We start from the raw sequence: 17,870 nt of genomic DNA, 5'->3' as shown, positions 1-17,870 counted from the left end.
CGTTGGCAGATATAATGCGCGGCAATTTTTGATTATTTAAAAAGCCGAATATGAGCAATCAAGTAACAGAAGTAGGCAAACGCCGTACTTTCGCCATTATTTCCCACCCGGATGCGGGTAAAACCACCATTACTGAAAAGGTATTGTTGTTCGGCAACGCCATTCAAAAGGCTGGTACGGTTAAAGGCCGTGGCTCGAACCAGCATGCTAAATCCGACTGGATGCAAATGGAAAAAGACCGTGGTATCTCCATTACTACCTCGGTGATGCAGTTTCCCTATAATGACTGTTTAGTTAACTTGCTGGATACTCCTGGACACGAAGACTTTTCGGAAGATACTTACCGTACTCTAACGGCGGTGGATTCCTGTTTAATGGTGATCGACGCCGCAAAAGGTGTAGAAGAACGTACTGTTAAATTAATGGAAGTCACCCGCTTACGGGATACGCCCATTATCACCTTTATGAACAAACTCGACCGCGACACCCGTGACCCTATTGATGTTATGGATGAAGTGGAAAGCGTACTGAACATTATGTGTGCGCCCATTACGTGGCCAATCGGCATGGGTAAAGAGTTCAAAGGTGTGTACAACTTATACACAGATGAAGTGATCTTATACTCAACGGGTCAGGGTCACACCATACAAGAGCGCCGTGTGATCAAGGGCCTAGACAGTGCCGAGTTCGATCAGGCCTTAGGTGCCTATGCCGATGACTTCCGCGAAGAAGTAGAGCTGGTGCGCGGTGCTTCTAACGAATTTGACCTAGAAATGTTTTTGGCAGGCGAACTAACCCCAGTGTATTTTGGTACAGCTTTGGGCAACTTTGGTGTAGACCATATGTTAGATGGCCTAACCAAATGGGCGCCAACACCGAAAACACGTAATACAGAAGCCCGTGATGTTGAGCCTACTGAAGAGAAATTCACTGGCTTTGTGTTCAAAATTCAAGCCAATATGGACCCGCAGCACCGTGATCGCGTGGCCTTTATGCGTATAGTTTCGGGCAAGTATGAAAAAGGCATGAAAGCCAAACATGTGCGCATCGGCAAAGATGTGCGTATTGGCGATGCCCTTACCTTTATGGCCGGCGACCGAGAGGCAGCTGAATCAGCTTACGCTGGGGACATTATCGGTTTGCATAACCACGGTTCCATTCAAATTGGTGATACCTTCACCCAAGGTGAAGATTTAAAGTTCACTGGTATTCCGCACTTTGCTCCTGAATTGTTCAAGCGTATTCGCTTGAAAGATCCACTTAAGCAAAAGCAGCTGCTTAAAGGCATTATCCAGCTTTCAGAAGAAGGGGCTGTGCAGGTATTTCGACCATTAAAGAACAACGATTTGATCGTTGGCGCGGTGGGAACACTTCAGTTTGATGTGGTTGCTCAACGTTTAAAAGACGAATACAAAGTAGAAGCCATTTACGAGCCTATTAGTGTTGCTACTGCCCGTTGGGTGGAGTGCGGAGATAAAATTAAATTTGCCGAATTCCAGAAAAAAGCTCATGAGAATTTAGCACTGGATGGCGGCGATAATCTTACTTATATTGCGCCTACCATGGTTAACCTTTCTTTATCGCAGGAACGGTATCCAGACGTTGAGTTTTTTGCTACCCGTGAGCATTAAACTGAGATAATGATCCCATTCTGCGACATTACCAGTTAATCGTCGTAATATGGGGTCAATCTACCTTGAGCACTGTAGTTTCTGTATTACGCTTATGGGAGTCATACAGGGGAATATGCTCATGATTTACTTCTTTTTTGGTTCAATGTTGTTTACTGCGGCCTTGTGTATCGGGGCTTACCGTTTCTTTTCACAAAAAATCGAACAATTTCAAATGAAGTTAGACGATGGGCGTGGGTATTATTTGATATCTATGTTGTTGGTGGCGTTTGTATCTTCCGCTTTGGCGTTTTCAGTGGGCAGTATTATGGGCTTTCAAGCCAATGTGCAGCAGCAGGATAGCATGGTGTTAATTGTATTATTGAATGCAGTGGTGGCTTTATTGGCGCTGATTTATGGTTTAGTGCATTTTCGTGAAGGGGAGCGCTATTAGGGGCTTTTGAGCCATATTATGGCAGTTAGTCATAAAGTTTAAAAAAAAGATGTAATCCATTTATATATCTCGTATAATCCGCCGCCATCGTTTCCCCAAGACGAAGCCCTAAAACGGTGTTACCTGCCGATTTAGATCGGTCGAAGTTGGTAACAGTCTGATTAGGCGATAAAGAAAAGATTATGAAAACATATACTGCAAAACCTGAAACTGTAAAACGTGAGTGGTTGGTTGTCGACGCTGAAGGCGTTGCGCTTGGTCGTTTAGCGACTGAAATCGCATCTCGTTTACGTGGTAAACATAAGCCTGAGTATACTCCTCACGTTGATACTGGCGATTACATCGTTGTTATTAATGCTGATAAAGTAGCCGTAACTGGTGCTAAAGCTCAGGATAAAATCTACTACCGTCATACTGGCTACCCTGGTGGTCTACGCGAAATTAACTTTAACGACCTTCAGGCCCGTAAACCTGGTCGTGTAGTTGAATTAGCGGTTAAAGGCATGCTTCCTAAGAACCCTCTTGGTCGTGCAATGTTCACGAAATTGAAAGTGTATGCTGGAACTGAGCATCCACACACTGCACAACAACCAAAAGAATTGAAGGTTTAAGGGGAATATCATGGCTGCAACACAATATTATGGTACTGGTCGTCGTAAATCTTCTAGCGCGCGTGTTTTCTTGCGCCCTGGTTCTGGCCAAATCGTTATTAACAAGCGTCCGCTAGATGTGTACTTTGGTCGTGAAACTTCACGCATGGTAGTACGTCAGCCACTTGTTTTAACTGAAAGCACTGAGAAATTTGACCTGTACATCACTGTTAAAGGTGGTGGTGCGTCTGGTCAAGCTGGTGCAATTCGTCACGGTATTACTCGTGCTCTTATGGAATTTGATGAGACTCTACGTCCTTCTCTACGTGCTGCGGGTTATGTTACTCGTGATGACCGTGAAGTTGAGCGTAAGAAAGTGGGTCTTCGTAAAGCTCGTAAGAAACCTCAGTTCTCTAAGCGTTAATTCGTTTTCAGGCTGTATGGTCAAAGAAACGCTCAGATATTTCTCTGGGCGTTTTTTTTATCTAAAACAAGGGGTTATATTGATAAAACCCTTAGTTAATTGACCTGTATCCTTGTAACAAACACTACATTTCATTACTATTTGGGCCGATTTTTTACCTGCGTCCCTGTGTTTGTGCTTTAGTTAAGGATTGCAAGGTAATTATTTGAGAGATTCTTTGAATTGTATGTTGTTATTTGGGCATGTTATTCAAAGTGTCTTGGCTGCACAGAATTTTAAAAAAAAGTTGATGGGAGACTGCCAGAATGAGCAATGATGGCGTAAATACAGGCCGACGCCGCTTCCTCATCGCAACAACCGCGGTGGGTGGTGGTATTGGTGCTGTTGGCGTAGCTGTGCCTTTTGTTAAATCTTGGAATCCAAGTGAAAAGGCTAAGGCTGCCGGTGCACCTGCTAAAGCAGATGTGAGTAAAATTGAACCTGGTGCTATGGTTGTTGCAGAGTGGCGCGGTAAACCGATTTATTTGGTTCGTCGTACAGATGAAAGCGTTGGTTTATTGGATGGCTTGGCTGGGCGTCTTAAAGACCCTGCTAATGGCAATAAAGCACAACAACCTGCTTATGCAGATAATGTAACTCGTTCTCGTAAGCCTGAGATCGCTGTTCTTGAAGGTGTATGTACTCACCTTGGTTGTGCACCTAAATTTCATCCTGAAGTGAAGCCAGAGCCTTTTGACTCTGAGTGGAAAGGTGGTTTCTACTGTCCTTGTCACGGTTCACGTTTTGATTTGGCTGGTCGTGTTTTCAATGGCTCTCCTGCAGGTGCCAACTTGAAAGTGCCACCATACTCATACTTAGATGAAAGCACTATCGTAATTGGTTTGGATGAGGAGAATTCATAATGAGTAAATTGTCCGCATTCATGGGCTGGGTAGATGACCGTCTTCCGGTTACAGCCACTTTCGAAAAGCATATGTCTAAGTACTATGCCCCAAAGAACTTCAATTTTTGGTATTTCTTTGGTGTATTTTCTTTCTTGATGCTGGCTAACCAAATCCTGACGGGCGTTTGGTTAACCATGTCTTTCACGCCTTCGGCGGAACAAGCGTTTGCTTCTGTTGAATACATCATGCGTGATGTTGAGTTTGGCTGGTTGATTCGTTATATGCATTCTACCGGTGCTTCATTCTTCTTTATTGCTATCTATATGCATATGTTCCGTGGCTTATTGTACGGTTCATACCAGAAGCCGCGTGAGCTTATCTGGATCTTTGGTATGGCGATTTATCTGATGCTTATGGCGGAAGCTTTCATGGGTTATGTATTACCTTGGGGCCAAATGTCTTATTGGGGTGCTCAGGTAATTATTTCACTATTCAGTGCAATCCCTGTAGTGGGTGATGATTTGGTAACTTGGATCAAAGGTGACTTCCTGATTTCTGGTATCACATTGAACCGTTTCTTTGCGTTGCATGTGATTGCATTGCCGCTTGTGATTGTGGCTCTTGTGTTTATGCACATTGTTGCCTTACACGAAGTGGGTTCTAACAATCCAGATGGCGTTGATATCAAAAAATATAAAGATGAAGAAGGTCGTCCGTTAGACGGTGTTCCTTTCCACCCTTACTACACAGTGCATGATTTAGTGGGTATTGTGGTGTTCCTATTTGTATTCTGCTTTGTAGTCTTCTTCTGGCCTGAAGGTAATGGTTACTTCTTAGAGCATGCTAACTTTGAACAAGCAAATGGCCTGAAAACCCCTGAACATATTGCTCCTGTATGGTACTTTGGTGCGTTCTATACCATCTTGCGTGTTGTACCGGATAAGTTGGGTGGCGTACTTCTAATGGGAGCGGCGATAGCGGTTCTGTTTGTATTGCCTTGGTTAGATCGTAGCCCTGTTAAATCATGGCGCTATAAAGGTTGGATCTCTCGTATCAACCTAGTGGTATTTGGCTTGTTCTTCATTTTGTTGACGTGGTTAGGTACTCAGCCAGCTTCTGGTATTTATAAGACTCTTGGTATTATTGGCACCGTGATCTACTTCGGTTGGTTCATTACTTTGCCATTTATTTCTGCCAAGGAAAAAACCAAACCCGTTCCAGAGAGGGTAACAGGCTAATGAAATCATTAATTGCAGTTATTTTTGCCCTGCTACCAAGCTTAGTGTTTGCGGCAGGTGGTAATGTTCATCTTGATGATATGAAGGTGGATTTAGAAGACAACGCTTCTTTGCAGCGTGGCGCGAAGTATTTCGCTAACTATTGCATGGGGTGTCACAGCACAAAATTTGCACGTTACAATCGTGTTGCCCGTGACCTTGGTATCTCTGAAGATGCTATGATGGAAAATCTAGTATTTGCTGAAACCAAAATTGGTAATTTGATGGAAATCGCTATGCGTCCTGAAGATTCTAAAAAATGGTTTGGTGCAACACCTCCAGATTTAACACTGGTTGCCCGTGTACGTGGTGCAGATTGGCTTTATACCTATCTTCGTAGTTTCTATGCAGATGAGACACGTCCATACGGTGTGAATAACACAGTATTTAAAGACGTGGGTATGCCTCATGTATTAGCGAGCTTACAAGGTAAGCAAGTGAAAGGCTGTTCGTCTGTGGTAATTGGTTTTGATCCTTTAACTGGTCAAGAACTAAAAGAAGACTCATGTGCTCGTAATGATCACGAAGGTCAACCTGTTGAGGTGTTATACATTGAAGAGAAAGGTGAGTTGTCTGCGGCTGAGTATGATAAGGCTGTGGCGGATATCACAAACTTCTTAGTATATATGGCTGAGCCAATGGCGCTGGAGCGTAAGAGCATTGGTTTCTGGGTACTATTATTCTTAGCTATCCTATTTGTGCCAGTGTATTACTTGAACCGCGAATTTTGGCGCGGCATCCACTAAAAGACAAATCGAGTCAATTGGATTGAATGCGTCGGCATTTAATCCAAACTTGGTGAAAAGTGGATAAATAACAGGGTTTTATATCGAAACATCGAATATAAATCCCACAAAAGTCGGCGTCTGGTGTATAATCAGCCGCCGATTTTTTTGTTTTTAAGGTGAGGAAAACCTATATGGGTGTAGTGGCTAAACGCTCTTCCATGACCTTCTTTTCTGATGGTAATGATCATTATTGCCACCGTGTCCGCATTGTTTTAGCGGAAAAGGGTGTTGCGGTAGAGATTCACGATGTGGATCCAATGAATCCACCTGAAGATCTAGCGTCTTTGAATCCGTACAACAGTGTTCCTACATTAGTTGACCGTGACTTAGTATTATATGAGCCGGGCATCATGATGGAATATTTAGACGAGCGCTTTCCGCACCCGCCTTTGTTGCCTGTTTATCCTGTAGCGCGTGCCGAGAGTCGTTTGTGGCTTTATCGTATTCAACGTGACTGGTGCAAATTAGCGGACGTCATCTTAGCGAATAAAGATGATGCAGCTGTAACGCAGGCGCGTAAAGAGTTACGCGAAAGCTTAATTAGCACATCGCCATTGTTTGCTGAAAAGCCATTCTTTATGAGTGACGAATACAGCATTGTGGATTGCGTTACAGCTCCGCTTTTATGGCGTTTACCTGTAATGGGTATTGAATTACCTGAAAAGCAAACCAAAGATTTACAAGTTTATATGGAGCGTTTGTTTGAGCGTGAATCCTTTCAAGCGAGTTTATCTGAAGCTGAACAGGAAATGCGTGAATGACACCATCTCGTCCATATTTGATGCGTGCATTATTTGAGTGGGTGTTGGACAACGACACCACTCCATATGTATTGGTAGATGCCAATATTCTGGGTGTGCAAGTGCCTCAGGAGTATGTTAAAGATGGACAAATCGTGTTGAATGTTAGCCCTTCCGCGGTACAAGGGTTGATGATTAATAACGATGCTATGAGCTTTAATGCTCGTTTTGCTGGTGTTACGCAAAATGTTTATGTTCCTATCGTGGCTGTTTTAGCAATTTATGCAAAAGAGACAGGAGAGGGGATGGTTTTTGGTAATGAAGCAGGTGCGCCGGATCCCAATGATCCAACGCCGATTAAACAAAAACCAAAAATTGTAGAAAAAATAGAAGATAAGCCGAAAGGCCGACCTTCATTGACAGTCGTTAAATAACGCTCACATAAGCATCAGAAATAAAAAAGCAGCCATTGGCTGCTTTTTTTGTATTTGATGATGGAATGTTTATTCCATTGGGCCAAAGAGCTGCCAATCAATTAAGTCGCATAGACAGTGAATGGCTAACAGGTGAACTTCTTGAATGCGCGCAGTTACCATTGAAGGAACGCGAATCTCAATGTCGTCCGGTAAAAATAATGAAGCCATGTCGCCACCGTTACGACCGGTTAGAGCCACAACTCGCATCTCTCGATCATGGGCAGCTTGAATAGCTTGAACCACATTAGCACTATTACCACTGGTTGAAATGGCCAGTAATACATCACCGGCGTTGCCCAGTGCGCGAATTTGCTTGGAGAATATTTCGTTATAGCTGTAGTCGTTAGCAATAGAGGTAACGGTAGAGCTATCGGTTGTTAGTGCAATGGCGGGTAAGCTTGGGCGTTCACGTTCAAAACGATTTAATAACTCAGATGAAAAGTGCTGAGCATCACCAGCGCTGCCGCCATTCCCACAGCTTAAAATTTTACCGCCACTTAGTAAGGCTTGAACCATGCTATCGCTAGCTTGTTCGATTACAGGGGCTAAAACCTGTGCCGCTTGTTGTTTGGTTTCAACACTATCTTGAAAGTGTTGGTTTATCCGTTCTTGAAAATGCATAAAAACGTCTCTATTTTTTTTGTAAGCATACCCAGCAAAAGTAAGAATGACCAGACTAAGCCTGTAGGCTCATGCAAATGCATTTTTTAGCCAGTTAATGTCTGATTCTTTTTCTTCGCCCTCAATCGCCACTACATCGAAGCGACAGCTAGGAGGTCGGTTGCCAAATTGTTTTTGCAGATAAAGCTGAGCTGCGTGTATTAAGTGTTGCTGTTTTTTGTATGTGACGCTGGCAGCGGCACCGCCATATTTATTGGTGTTGCGGTAACGAACCTCAACAAACACCAATTGATTTTGGTCTTCCATGATTAGGTCTATTTCACCGCCTTTAAAGTTCACATTTTTAGCGATAAATTTTAAACCTTTTTGAATTAGATATTTGCGTGCAATTTCCTCGTATAGATTTCCTTTTGCACGCTTATTAAATACCTTGGGCGTTTTCCACATTCTGCACATATCCTTGTGTCTTTTTAGCAATACCATTTACAAACGTTGCAAATGGTAAGGATCGAATGATTTGACCATGCTCATCCATTGATAGGCGACCTGTTTGTCCTTGAATGCTGCTGTACTTTAAAACTTTAATTTGGCCAAGTCGCGGGTAGAGCTGGTAGGCGTCTACGCCAAGTGCATAAAGTCGATCTAAGCTGCCTTTTGCTCTTGGCCATAATGTTTGCACTTGTTTGCGTAATGGGCTGCTTTCTAGAATCCATGGTATATCGCAAAAAACCACATCGTTTAAATCTCTATCTTTGGAACGTGACGGCATACCCGAATATATCTGCGAGGTGGCGATCATTGGAATATCTTTGGCAAAGTTAAATGCAAGGGTTGGTTTAATCTGGCGTGCTTGTTTGGGTAATGCGGCAACAAAGATGAAGTCCACATCTTGGCGGCGGCGAGGTTGTGACTCTAGCTTTAGATCAAGCTGTTTGCGCAAGTTTCGCGCACGGGCTTCACTTTCATCTATCGCGAATAATCGACTGATAACACGGTTGTAGTCTGCGGCACCACTAAAGAATTGTGCCTCAATAAGTTTTCCGCCTTGCTCTTGCCAAGATTGGCTAAAGCGTTCAAAAACCCGCTCTCCCCAAGGCCCTTTAGGCATAAGTGCAATGGCACTTTGATAACCTTGCTGTCTGGCATATGAGGTAGCGAGTTGAGCTTCGTCTTCTACTGCTAGGCCGTATTGATAGAGTCGTTCTGGGTTTTCAGTGGCGTCTCGGTTGCCGTAATTTAAGGCAAGGGTGGGTACAGGTAAGTGTGTTTCTTTTTGCAAGCGCTGTACTGAGCTTTTCTTTAGTGGGCCAATGACAAGTTCATTGCCATCCAAGATAGCTTGTTTATATAAGCTCCAAAAGTCACGGCTTTTGGCTGTATCATAAATGCGGATTTCAGGAACTTGCGCACCTGCTTGTTTGGCGGAGTAGTAGGCGGCCATTAGGCCATCACGGACCGCTTTGCCAGTTGCCGCCAGTTTGCCGGAAAGAGGAATCATTAAGGCGATGAATTTTGCTTTTTCATCGACAAACTCTTCTAGCTTATCAAGTCCTCCGGGAAGTTTTTTGGCGGCAGGGTGATCTTTAAATTGGACTTGCCACAAGCGTAAGGAGCTTAATTGTTTGTCGAGATCAAGCTGGTTACGCTTCATAATCAGTGCAAGTTGCAACCAGCCTTTAAAAATCTTGGTGCTGTTTTTTTGGATGAGTGCTTCAAGCGCGCTATCCTCAGCTTGGAGTAGGCTGTTCCATATTGCTTGATGGTTGGTGTCGTATTGATCGCTTGTTAATACTCCGGCCAAAAACATACGCTCACGGGCGCTGGCAATAAACTCACCTTTAAGATGAAGTGCTGAGGCTCTTAAATAACTTGGGCGGTTTGGATCAATACTAAGTTGATTAAAGGCACCGGGGTCTACGGCATTTAATGCGAATATGGCGTCATCGCCGCGGCCTAGTAGGATGGCAAGGTTGGCACTTAGCCAATAAAAGTGCACTTTATCCAATTCAGTGATGCTGTAAATATCGATTTTCTTTAGTGCATCTTCTGCTTCTATGTATCTTTGGTTAGCGATTAGCTGCTCGATAGTCGATAATGCGCCCATACCGGCAGGCTCGGTGGTCGCGGGAGTGGTTGTTTGTTTGGGCGTAGAAGAACACGCGCCTAAAAGTGCGATGAGGATAACAATAGCAACGTGACGATATTTCAACATAGTTACCTAGATTCAAACAAAATATGAAGGCGAGCATTATGGCAGAAAATCAGCTCTATGTGGTGGCGACACCGATCGGAAATTTGGCTGATATTACACTTCGAGCACAACAAGTGCTTGAATCTGTGGATATTGTTGCTGCTGAAGACACAAGGCATACAAAAAAACTACTTAATCATCTTGGTATTCAAAAGCCATGCATGGCTACTCATGATCATAATGAAGCTCATGCAGCACAGCAAATTATTGAAAAGCTGAAGATTGGTCAAAATGTAGCCATTGTGAGTGATGCCGGTACGCCACTGATTGCGGATCCGGGTTATCACGTGGCTGATCAGGTGGCTAAAGCGGGTTTTAAAGTGGTACCGATACCGGGCGCATGTGCGGTGATTACCGCTTTATGCGCTGCAGCATTACCAACGGACCGGTTTATATTCGATGGTTTTTTGCCGTCTAAAACCACTGCCAGAAAGGGTTATTTTAATGGTGTGAAACATGAAGAGCGTACCTTGGTTGTGTATGAGTCACCTCATCGTATTATGCATGCTGTGGATGACTTGATAAGTGAGCTTGGTCCTGACAGAGAAATAGTATTAGCTCGTGAGCTAACCAAAACCTTTGAAACCTTTTTACGTGGTACGGCCCAAGAGGTGAAAGCCATGATGGTAGCTGATGCTAATCAGCAGCGCGGCGAGTTTGTGATGATGATTCGTGGTGTTATATCCAACAAGAAACTTGAGGTCTCACAAGAGGCGCTTGATTTGACTTTGCTTATAGCAAAAGAGCTGCCTTTGAAAAAAGCTGCGGCTATTGTTTCAGAGCACACAGGATTCAAGAAAAATCAGTTGTATCAGTTCGCGTTGGAAAGCAAAGCAGAATAACGACTTGACCAATTTTAAACTACGAGTATCCTTGCCCGCGGAGATAGTCGAGCAACCGCTGCTAGCTACTTGTAGTTAGGGGAGGAAAGTCCGGGCTCCACAGGGCAGGGTGCCAGGTAACGCCTGGGTAGCGCGAGCTAACGGCCAGTGCAGCAGAGAGTATACCGCCGATGGCCTTCGGGCACAGGTAAGGGTGAAAGGGTGCGGTAAGAGCGCACCGCGCGACTAGTAATAGTTCGTGGCATGGTAAACCCCACTCGGAGCAAGACCAAATAGGTTCCCTTTATGACGTGGCCCACGTTGGGAACGGGTAGGTCGCTTGAGCCTTAAAGTGATTTAAGGCCTAGATGAATGGTTGCAGCTTGCTTGCAAGTCACAGAACCCGGCTTATAGACAAATCTCTTTTTATTTTAAAACCCACTGCTACGGCAGTGGGTTTTTTTATGCTTTTATGTTGGTGTGTACTTACTTTTATCACCTTGCTTGATTAATTTGAAATTATTGCATCTATCGTTATGAAGCAGGTGCTTCCTTATTCGTTATTCCTCTAAGCCCCCGTAATACGTGGCTTTTCACAGGTATGAGTGGTTAAAAACATGACTTCATTCCTTGCAATTATGCTTGAGTGTTTCTATAGTGTGTAAAAGTGTTGTTTTGTGGGAAAATGTGGAGTTTTTTGGGTAGCAGGTGAAATAAATCATGTTTCGTGGTGTGCATAATATCAATCTCGATACCAAAGGCCGGATGGCCGTGCCCGCCCGCTACCGTCAATTGTTGCATGAGAGCAACGATGGGGCTTTAGTTGTTACTATTGATACGGAAGAAGCCTGTTTATTGGTGTATCCATTAAAAGAGTGGGAGCCAATTCAAGCTAAAATCGAAGCCCTTCCTAGTTTTAATCCTGCCGCTCGTCGAATACAAAGACTGATCATTGGTCATGCTACGGATATTGATATGGACGCTAATGGCCGTTTGTTATTACCGGCCCCTTTGCGGGATTATGCTGGGCTTGATAAGAAAATGGTCATGATGGGACAAGGCAACAAATTTGAATTGTGGGATGAAGCCCACTGGAGTGAACGCCGAGCCCATTACCTAGAAGAAATGAAAGGTGATGAACAACTGCCAGAAGAGCTAATGAATTTATCACTATGAGTGAACATATAACAGTGCTTTTGCACGAAGCGATTGATGCCTTGGTTCAAGATACGGCCGGTTTGTTTATTGATTGTACCTTTGGTCGAGGGGGACATAGTCGACTAATTCTAGAGCGATTATCCGAAAACGGTCGCTTAATTGGTATAGATAAAGATCCTCGTGCCATTGTCACTGCAAATGAGCTGGCAAAAGAAGACTCTCGTTTTTCTATTTGTCATGGCTCGTTTGCCGATATGAAAACTTGGTTAGCGCAAAATGGTGAGGGTCGTCCGGTGGCTGGTGTGCTAATGGACCTAGGTGTGAGTAGTCCTCAGTTGGATGAGGCTGATCGTGGTTTTAGCTTTATGAATGATGGTCCATTGGATATGCGAATGAATACCGAGTCGGGTATGACCGCTGCACAGTGGATAGCTTCGGCAAAAGAAGAAGATATCGCTGATGTGTTGTATCAGTTTGGAGAAGAACGCTATTCACGCCGATTAGCAAGAGCCATTGTTATGCGACGCCAGCAAGAGTCTTTCGAAAGAACATTAGATTTGGCCCAAGTTATTAAAGATGCTCATCCAAAATGGGAAAAAGGTAAACATCCGGCTACTAAAAGTTTTCAAGCTATTCGGATATTTCTGAATAATGAGTTGGGCGATTTAACGGATGGCCTCGACACCGCGACGGATTTACTGGCTAAAGAAGGTCGCTTAGTTGTTATTAGTTTCCATTCTTTAGAAGACAGAATGGTGAAGCGCTTTATTCGCGATAAAGAAAAAGGCCCGCAGTTGCCCCCAGATATACCGATTATGGCAAGTGATTACCCAATTGTTTTAAAGCATGTAGGTAAGGCAATTAAACCAAGTAAAGAAGAAGTGAGTGCTAATATTCGATCGCGCAGCGCAGTAATGCGTGTGGCGCAAAAACAGTTGTGAGCAAAGCGTGGGAAAATTACAAACAAAGTTGGCGTTTGTACTGCTTTTAATTTGCGCATTAGCTGTGGTCTATAGCAGTTATATGAATCGACAATTAGCGCGTTCATGGCAAATAGAAAGTAATGAATATGCTCAATTACAAGAAGAATATGGGCGGCTTATGTTGGAATACAGCACCTTGGCAGCACCAAGTCGAGTTGAGAGTATAGCCAGAAAAAAACTCAGTATGCAATTTCCGGATAAATTTAATACTCGGATTATTGAGCAGCACGATTATTTAAAGTAAACAAAGAGGGCCTTATGGCCATTAAAAACCAATATGAGCACACCAGTAATAGCTGGCGCCATTACACTGTAATGGGTGCCGGCTTGTTATTGTTTGTTGCACTATTGGTACGCTTGACTCAGCTTCAGGTGTTAGAAACAGATTTTCTTCAAGATGAAGGTTCTAAGCGCAGTGTGCGTGATCACAGTATTGATGCATATCGCGGCATGATAGTAGATCGTAATAACGAACCTTTAGCAGTGAGCACGCCAGTTAAAAGTATATGGGCCAACCCCAAACAAATATTAAAAGACGATATTAATATTTCAAAATTAGCGCCTGTTTTGGGTATGACGGTTCGTGAGTTAAATGAGCGAATTCAGGCTAATCAATCCAAAGAATTTATTTATCTACAGCGTCACATGAGCCCATTGGTATCTGCTGAAATCAAACAATTAAACTTATCAGGTATTGGTACTCAACAAGAATTTAAGCGCTTTTATCCAGCAGCAGAAGTGGCAAGCCATGTAGTAGGGTTTACCAATATTGATGAAGCAGGCATTGAAGGGGTTGAGCTTGCTTATAATGAATGGTTGCAAGGTACGCCAGGAAAGGGACGAGTCATTAAAGATCGTTTAGGTCGTTTAGTTAAAGACTTAGGTGTAACTGAAGTTGCAGAGCCGGGTAATGAATTAATGCTCAGCATTGATTTGCGATTACAGTATCAAGCGTATCGCGAGCTTAAAGCATCTGTGCAACAGCATAATGCTAAAGCAGGCTCTTTAATGATGATAGATGTGAAGACCGGAGAAATTCTGGCTTTGGTTAATCAGCCGGCATTTAACCCGAATAACCGTTTAGATTTAAAAGCAGCGAGTGTGCGTAATCGCTCTGTTACGGATATTTTTGAACCAGGCTCTACGGTGAAGCCATTTACTGTAGCAGCAGCGTTAATGGCGGGTGAAATTCAATCCGATAGCATTATTAATACACACCCGGGGTATTTACGCATAGGTAATAAAACTATTCGCGACCATAGGGATTACGGTGAGCTTGATGTGACCGGTATTTTGACTAAATCCAGTAATGTCGCAGTGAGTAAATTGTCATTTAAATTAGGTGGTGAAAAACTGTGGAATTTTTACCAGCAGTTGGGTTTAGGTAAGCCAGTTGGTTTGGGTTTACCAGGTGAGCATGGTGGTAAAGTGGCAGTGGATTCAAATAAATGGAATCGCTTGCAAAGTGCCACGCTTTCCTATGGATACGGACTAGCAGTTACGCCACTGCAATTAGCGCAAGCTTATCAGGTGTTGGCAAATGGCGGAGTTAAGCAACCTTTAACGTTAATGCGTAAAGCGGCGGAAAAAGGTAAGCGAGTAATGCCTGAAAAAATGGCAAGAGATGTTGTACACATGTTGGAGAGCGTAGTTGGGCCAAAAGGTACTGCGCGCCGTGCCCATGTTGAAGGTTATTCGGTGGCTGGTAAAACAGGCACTGTACATAAAGTGGGGGCTAATGGTTACGAAGACGAGCGCTACTTATCTTTATTTGCCGGTATTGCACCTGCAGATGACCCTAGAATTGTGACAATTGTGGTGGTCGATGAACCAAATGGTCGAGAGTATTATGGTGGTGAAGTTGCGGCACCTATTTTTTCAAGAGTGACTCAAGCCAGTTTACGGCTGTTAAATGTTACCCCAACTGTATTTGAAGATTCAAAAATAGCAGGGAGGTTAGAATGATTCAATTCAACCAACCGCTAAGCCAATTAATACCTTGGATTGATTCAATTCCCCAGGGTTTATTGGATTTTACGATAAATAATATTTGCTTTGATAGTCGCGAAGTTGCAGCGGGTGATGCTTTTTTCTTGCTTCCATCTGTGGCTGGCAATGAACAAACTTATATTGGTAAAGCGTTGTCACAAGGTGCCAGTGTGATTTTATTAGATGAAACTCGTGTTGATTTGGTTGATCAAGATCGAGACATCTGCGTGACACTTAGAAATCCTGTTGAGCAAGCTGGGCAGTTAATTGCGGGCTTGTTGTATGGAAACACATTAGCCTTGCGTGCAATAGGCATAACTGGCACCAATGGTAAGTCATCGATTAGTTTTTATTTGGCGCAACTGTTAAACGAGTTACAGAGCCCTTGTGCTGTTATGGGGACGTTAGGATATGGCGATTGGCAACAGCTAAAGCCTACCGGTATGACAACACTGCCATCAGAAAAGCTTCATAACGCTTTACTGGATATGTCTTGTGAGTTTGATGTGGTTGCGATGGAAGTCTCTAGTCATGGTCTTGAGCAAAACCGTCTAGCTGGAGTGAAATTCGAAGGGGCCGTTTTTTCTAACCTCACCCGAGATCATTTAGATTATCACGGCACCATGGAAGCTTACGGTGAGGCTAAAGCGCTGTTATTTCAACGTCCTGAAATTAAATTTGCCGTTGTGAATGCAGATGACCCTTTTTCACAGGTACTTAAAAAAGTGAGTCATGTGGTGCCTTTAACCTACGGGTGCCATGAAAAATCTGATTTGAGCTTTAAATTAGAGCGTTATCACGAACAAGGTATCGATGTGTCATTCACGTGGGAAGCTCAAACAAAGTTTATTTCATTGCCATTATTTGGAGCATTTAACGCAGAAAATGTAGCTGCTGCTATTTTAGTTTGTTTGCAAATGGGTTTTAAGTTTTCGGATGTTATTTCTGCTTGTTCTAAATTGCACCCTGTTGCTGGCCGTATGCAGCAAGTAAATGTAACGACTGGCCAGCCATTAGTACTGGTGGATTACGCCCATACTCCTGATGCGTTAGAGCAGATTTTGAAATCCACTCGTAAACATGTGAAATCAGGACGGCTTATATTGGTAGTGGGCTGCGGTGGTGATAGAGATCAAGGGAAACGCCCATTAATGGGTAAAATTGCGTGCCAATATGCAGATAAGGTAATCATAACCAGCGATAATCCGCGCTCTGAAAACCCAGCTGATATTTGCCAACAAATGATAGATGCTACAGCGGGTAATTTGGTGATTGAGATCGATCGCCAAAAAGCAATTGAAACAGCACTTGGCCGAGCTGAAAGTCACGATGTTGTTGTGATTGCAGGAAAAGGCCATGAAGATTATCAAGAAATTAACGGTGAACGGCTTCACTTTAGTGATGTCGAGCAAGCCCAAGCAGTGTTGAAGTTGGAGATCCAAGCATGATTGGTTCGGTTCGTTTAGCAGAAGTTGCCGAATTTATTTCTGCAAAACATCGTGGCGCAAATGTGCCGTTTCAATTTGTTAGTACGGATACCAGAACCCTACAACCCGGCGATTTATATGTGGCATTAATGGGTGGTCGGTTTGATGGACATGATTATGTAAAACAAGCCATTGATAAAGGGGCTTGTGCGGTTGTCATTAGTAAAGAAATGGATGTATCTGTGCCATTTTTACAAGTTGCTGATACAACTCAGGCGTTAGGACGCTTAGCTTTATTTAATCGTGAGAAATTCAACAACGATGTTATTGCCATAACCGGAAGCAGTGGTAAAACCACAGTGAAGGGCATGATGGCTACATTATTACGTCAATCCAATGAAGTATTGGTTACTCGCGGTAACTTGAATAATCATATTGGTGCTCCACTTACATTACTGCGAATTAATCACACATATGATTATGCCGTTGTTGAGTTGGGCGCTAGCGCAGAGGGTGAAATTGCTTATACCGCAGGGCTGGCAAAACCAACAGTATCAATTTTAACCAATGCGGGTAGTGCACATTTAGAAGGTTTTGGTGATTTAGACACAATAGTACGCACCAAGGGTGAAATTATTGATGCGCTTAATGATGATGGTATTGCAGTTTTAAATGCAGACAGCGAACATTTTAATACTTGGAAAACCCGTGCAGGCAAGCGTCGAGTGGTTAGTTTTGGTTTAAGTGAAAAGGCTAATGTACGCGCTGATAATGTCAGCATTAACGAAAGCGGGTGTTGTGATTTTGAGTTGATCATCGCTGACCAAAATGCTCATGTGAATTTAAAAGTGATGGGCCAACATAATGTTTTTAATGCTCTAGCATGTGCGGCTGCATGTCATGGTTTAGGCATGACTATTCAAGAAATCGTATCAGGGTTGCAAAAATTTGAAGGAGTCGAAGGCCGGCTCATTGAAAAACAAGGCCTAAATGATAGCGTCATTATTGACGATAGTTATAACGCCAATCCTGCATCAGTTCGGGCGGCCGTTGATGTGCTAGCAAGTCGTTCAGGTCATTCCATTTTTGTATTGGGCGATATGGCTGAGCTTGGAGTTGAAACCCAATTAGCACATGCAGAAGTGGGGTCCTATGCTCGCGAAGCAAAAATTAATGAGTTTTTTGCATTAGGTGAGTTTAGTCGTGGTGCAGCCGATGCGTTTGGAGATAACGCCCACTGGTTTGCAAGTCATGATGGTTTAGTTCGCTTTTTAAAAGGCAAGCTTAAGAAAAATGTAACGGTTCTGGTTAAGGGGTCACGCAGTGCCCATATGGATCGTGTTGTTAGTGAAATAATCGACGTTCAAGAATCATAAG

Annotated in this window: 19 protein-coding genes and 1 other RNA gene; 17 read left to right on the top strand and 3 right to left on the bottom strand. The window is 43.4% G+C overall.

Translation table 11 applies throughout. The annotated features are described in order from the left end of the window. The first annotated feature begins 50 nt into the window (after positions 1–50). From prfC to ABWV45_RS03275, 9 genes are all read left to right on the top strand, one after another. Positions 51–1,631, top strand: coding sequence for a peptide chain release factor 3 (gene prfC / locus ABWV45_RS03315; protein ID WP_353348670.1), 1,581 nt, complete (start codon positions 51–53; stop codon positions 1,629–1,631). Between the two features lie 121 nt (positions 1,632–1,752). Beyond that, positions 1,753–2,064 (top strand): hypothetical protein, encoded by a 312-nt coding sequence (locus ABWV45_RS03310; RefSeq protein ID WP_353348668.1) that lies wholly within the window; start codon positions 1,753–1,755, stop codon positions 2,062–2,064. A 182-nt stretch (positions 2,065–2,246) separates the two neighbouring features. Beyond that, positions 2,247–2,675 (top strand): 50S ribosomal protein L13, encoded by a 429-nt coding sequence (gene rplM / locus ABWV45_RS03305; RefSeq protein ID WP_353348666.1) that lies wholly within the window; start codon positions 2,247–2,249, stop codon positions 2,673–2,675. A 10-nt stretch (positions 2,676–2,685) separates the two neighbouring features. Continuing rightward, positions 2,686–3,078 carry a 30S ribosomal protein S9 gene (rpsI, locus tag ABWV45_RS03300; RefSeq protein ID WP_353348664.1) on the top strand — a complete coding sequence of 131 codons (393 nt, stop codon included), beginning with the start codon at positions 2,686–2,688 and terminating at the stop codon, positions 3,076–3,078. A 305-nt stretch (positions 3,079–3,383) separates the two neighbouring features. Further along, positions 3,384–3,980 (top strand): ubiquinol-cytochrome c reductase iron-sulfur subunit, encoded by a 597-nt coding sequence (gene petA / locus ABWV45_RS03295; RefSeq protein ID WP_353348662.1) that lies wholly within the window; start codon positions 3,384–3,386, stop codon positions 3,978–3,980. Next, positions 3,980–5,200 carry a cytochrome b gene (locus ABWV45_RS03290; protein ID WP_353348660.1) on the top strand — a complete coding sequence of 407 codons (1,221 nt, stop codon included), beginning with the start codon at positions 3,980–3,982 and terminating at the stop codon, positions 5,198–5,200. Before petA ends, ABWV45_RS03290 begins: the two co-directional genes overlap by 1 nt. Next, positions 5,200–5,985 (top strand): cytochrome c1, encoded by a 786-nt coding sequence (locus ABWV45_RS03285; RefSeq protein ID WP_353348658.1) that lies wholly within the window; start codon positions 5,200–5,202, stop codon positions 5,983–5,985. The genes ABWV45_RS03290 and ABWV45_RS03285 overlap by 1 nt, the downstream gene beginning before the upstream one ends. A gap of 173 nt (positions 5,986–6,158) precedes the next feature. Continuing rightward, on the top strand, positions 6,159–6,788 hold the full coding sequence (sspA, locus tag ABWV45_RS03280) for a stringent starvation protein SspA (RefSeq protein ID WP_353348656.1): 630 nt from the start codon (positions 6,159–6,161) through the stop codon (positions 6,786–6,788). Next, positions 6,785–7,201, top strand: coding sequence for a ClpXP protease specificity-enhancing factor (locus ABWV45_RS03275; RefSeq protein ID WP_353348654.1), 417 nt, complete (start codon positions 6,785–6,787; stop codon positions 7,199–7,201). Before sspA ends, ABWV45_RS03275 begins: the two co-directional genes overlap by 4 nt. Positions 7,202–7,270: 69 nt before the next feature. Here the strand turns inward: ABWV45_RS03275 and ABWV45_RS03270 are convergent, their stop codons facing one another. From ABWV45_RS03270 to ABWV45_RS03260, 3 genes are all read right to left on the bottom strand, one after another. After that, positions 7,271–7,864, bottom strand: coding sequence for a phosphoheptose isomerase (locus ABWV45_RS03270; RefSeq protein WP_353348652.1), 594 nt, complete (start codon positions 7,862–7,864; stop codon positions 7,271–7,273). A gap of 69 nt (positions 7,865–7,933) precedes the next feature. Further along, positions 7,934–8,311 (bottom strand): YraN family protein, encoded by a 378-nt coding sequence (locus ABWV45_RS03265; RefSeq protein ID WP_353348650.1) that lies wholly within the window; start codon positions 8,309–8,311, stop codon positions 7,934–7,936. Further along, a complete protein-coding gene (locus ABWV45_RS03260) occupies positions 8,286–10,076 on the bottom strand; it encodes a penicillin-binding protein activator (RefSeq protein ID WP_353348648.1) in 1,791 nt (596 codons plus the stop codon). Before ABWV45_RS03260 ends, ABWV45_RS03265 begins: the two co-directional genes overlap by 26 nt. Before the next feature lie 38 nt (positions 10,077–10,114). Here ABWV45_RS03260 and rsmI point away from each other — a divergent pair, with 38 nt between their 5' ends. From rsmI to ABWV45_RS03220, 8 genes are all read left to right on the top strand, one after another. Continuing rightward, on the top strand, positions 10,115–10,957 hold the full coding sequence (rsmI, locus tag ABWV45_RS03255; RefSeq protein WP_353348646.1) for a 16S rRNA (cytidine(1402)-2'-O)-methyltransferase: 843 nt from the start codon (positions 10,115–10,117) through the stop codon (positions 10,955–10,957). Positions 10,958–10,996: 39 nt separating this feature from the next. Further along, positions 10,997–11,364: RNase P RNA component class A (gene rnpB, locus ABWV45_RS03250), an RNA gene on the top strand. A gap of 292 nt (positions 11,365–11,656) precedes the next feature. After that, the gene (gene mraZ, locus ABWV45_RS03245) at positions 11,657–12,112 is read left to right on the top strand and encodes a division/cell wall cluster transcriptional repressor MraZ (protein ID WP_353348644.1); all 456 of its coding nucleotides are present in this window, start codon (positions 11,657–11,659) and stop codon (positions 12,110–12,112) included. After that, positions 12,109–13,035: a 16S rRNA (cytosine(1402)-N(4))-methyltransferase RsmH gene (gene rsmH / locus ABWV45_RS03240; RefSeq protein ID WP_353348642.1), complete on the top strand. Its 927-nt coding sequence runs from the start codon at positions 12,109–12,111 to the stop codon at positions 13,033–13,035. Before mraZ ends, rsmH begins: the two co-directional genes overlap by 4 nt. Then, entirely contained in the window at positions 13,013–13,321 is a 309-nt protein-coding gene (gene ftsL, locus ABWV45_RS03235; RefSeq protein ID WP_353348640.1) for a cell division protein FtsL, read from the top strand. The genes rsmH and ftsL overlap by 23 nt, the downstream gene beginning before the upstream one ends. 14 nt (positions 13,322–13,335) lie before the next feature. Next, the gene (locus ABWV45_RS03230) at positions 13,336–15,042 is read left to right on the top strand and encodes a peptidoglycan D,D-transpeptidase FtsI family protein (protein ID WP_353348638.1); all 1,707 of its coding nucleotides are present in this window, start codon (positions 13,336–13,338) and stop codon (positions 15,040–15,042) included. Next, the gene (locus tag ABWV45_RS03225) at positions 15,039–16,514 is read left to right on the top strand and encodes a UDP-N-acetylmuramoyl-L-alanyl-D-glutamate--2,6-diaminopimelate ligase (RefSeq protein WP_353348636.1); all 1,476 of its coding nucleotides are present in this window, start codon (positions 15,039–15,041) and stop codon (positions 16,512–16,514) included. The genes ABWV45_RS03230 and ABWV45_RS03225 overlap by 4 nt, the downstream gene beginning before the upstream one ends. Continuing rightward, entirely contained in the window at positions 16,511–17,869 is a 1,359-nt protein-coding gene (locus ABWV45_RS03220; RefSeq protein WP_353348634.1) for a UDP-N-acetylmuramoyl-tripeptide--D-alanyl-D-alanine ligase, read from the top strand. Before ABWV45_RS03225 ends, ABWV45_RS03220 begins: the two co-directional genes overlap by 4 nt. Position 17,870: the final 1 nt, after the last annotated feature.

This window comes from Oceaniserpentilla sp. 4NH20-0058, assembly GCF_040371755.1.
GTDB lineage: Bacteria > Pseudomonadota > Gammaproteobacteria > Pseudomonadales > Oceanobacteraceae > Bermanella.
The sequence above is the reverse complement of the archived record's forward strand: the minus strand, read 5'-3'. Positions and strand labels throughout refer to the sequence as shown.